Source organism: Bacteriovorax sp. DB6_IX, assembly GCF_000447775.1.
GTDB lineage: Bacteria > Bdellovibrionota > Bacteriovoracia > Bacteriovoracales > Bacteriovoracaceae > Halobacteriovorax_A.
Window position 1 is genome coordinate 1 of sequence record NZ_AUNJ01000281.1, and the last position, 1,826, is coordinate 1,826.

Below are 1,826 nucleotides of genomic sequence, written 5' to 3' on the forward strand. Positions count from 1 at the left end.
TATCTAGTAATAGTTTAATCTTCTTATTGCTCTATCCAGTTATTGAAGAAATTATGTCTCAAGTATTAAAAGATAAGAAAGAGATTAATATTGATGAGAATACTTACCTGAGTAAGCCTCTTATTCAGTTACTTTCAAATGTTCCTGAAGAAGGTCTTGCTGAGGCAAAGAAACAATTTAAGGTTTTAATATTCAGTATTAAGGCCTATGAAGATGGTGTTATCAATAGTTTTAGGAAGGCCGGGATTAGACAGGGATTGAATAATCTTTCGATTAACCTCGTTAGCAATATGAGAGCTCTTGAAGAGCTACTACTTATTATTAGACACCGACACCCATTCTTTGCAACACAGGCTCACGAAGTCTTAATTGATTTTTACCGATTACGTAAAATACTCAATAGAGTAGATGATATTAATAACTTTATTCAAGACTTTAGTCGTGAGGACTTAAATGAATCTGTAAACTTATTAGGAAATTTCTTAGATGACTGGGAAGAGTATAGGGCCCATGTCTGGAAGAACTTATTTGAAGCTGAAGCAGGTGAGGCGTTCGCGCCAAAGAGTCAGCAAATGAGTACTTACTTTCTTAGAGGACATGATAAAACCCAAAATATTCGCCCTCAAGTGATGACATCTTCATATCGATTAGGCTTATTCCTCATTACATTGGCCGAGTCGTGGGAGTTACTGTGGCGTCATCAGAAGTTTGAGCATCATTCTCACTTAACTGTCGAATAATAGAAGACCGTCTAGTCTTTAGACGGTTATTCTTTTGTAACTTGTTGAAATTATATAGTGATTATTGGTTTTGATATTGCAATATCAAGGACATGATATCTTTTAAACTTAAGACCTTAGTCATTACTATTCTCTTTATTTTATCGGCTCCTACTTTTGCTTATGAGCAAGAATGCCAACAAAGTAGGAATCAATCTGATAAATGTAAGCTTTCAAGAGCTGAAGTTCTCACGGATATCTATGATCAAGTGACTTTAAAAGTTGCAGGCTTTTTGGCAGAGGAAAATATTCCGAGCTTAGAAGATTATGCCCGCATTCTAAGTCGCAACTTAAGTGACGAAGAAAAGAGTTCGGCCAAGAAAGAATTTTCTAAATATGCTCAAGCTGAACAATTTGAAGGATTTTTAAAATCAATTGCTAATGCCTCTTACTGGGATAAAGAAAAGAGACTTTCTAATAACTCTGCTGCTCTAGTGATTCTTCTTATGAATCAGAAGTATTCCTTAGGGTTAACGGAAGATGAAATTGAAATGATTTGGTTTATGCAGAATATAAATCATCTCATGGAAAAAGAAAGAGGAAAGTTTTCCTATGAGTACAATATCTATAATCTATCAAATCAATTAATTAAATTAACTGGCGCGATGAAGGGGTCTCAGGCAATTTCTGTAGCCGAGGCGCAGAAACTTATTAATAGAGTTTCCTTAATGAATTGTTTTGATGCCTATAGTGATTTCATTAATCGTGGTCTTTTTTGGGAAATATTAAGTGATGAAGAAAGGCTATCAGTAAGTGGAGGTAAAGTTCTTTTAGATGGAGAAGCGCTCTTTGAACCTTCAGAGCTAGAGATGATTGTTGGAAATAAGAAAGGTGTCTTTAATGATAATAGAGATCAAATTGATCAAGACCTTTCTTTTAAAGAGTATTTTGAATTAAAGAGTGAATTAAATAAAAAAGAAAATCTTGATATCATTCAAGGTTACCATAAACATATTTCTGATGAAGATTATGCTGTCATAGATAAGAAGACACAGGAGATTATTGTTTATAATAGAGATGGATTTGAATTAGAGAGAAGTCCTATTC

At 34.0% G+C, this 1,826-nt stretch carries 2 protein-coding genes; both read left to right on the forward strand.

What is annotated here, in order from left to right; genetic code table 11:
• The coding region (locus M901_RS08145) for a hypothetical protein (RefSeq protein WP_021277713.1) at positions 1–740 on the forward strand (740 nt) is incomplete at its 5' end.
• Positions 741–832: 92 nt separating this feature from the next.
• Positions 833–1,826: hypothetical protein (locus M901_RS08150; protein ID WP_021277712.1), on the forward strand; the 994-nt coding region annotated here is incomplete at its 3' end.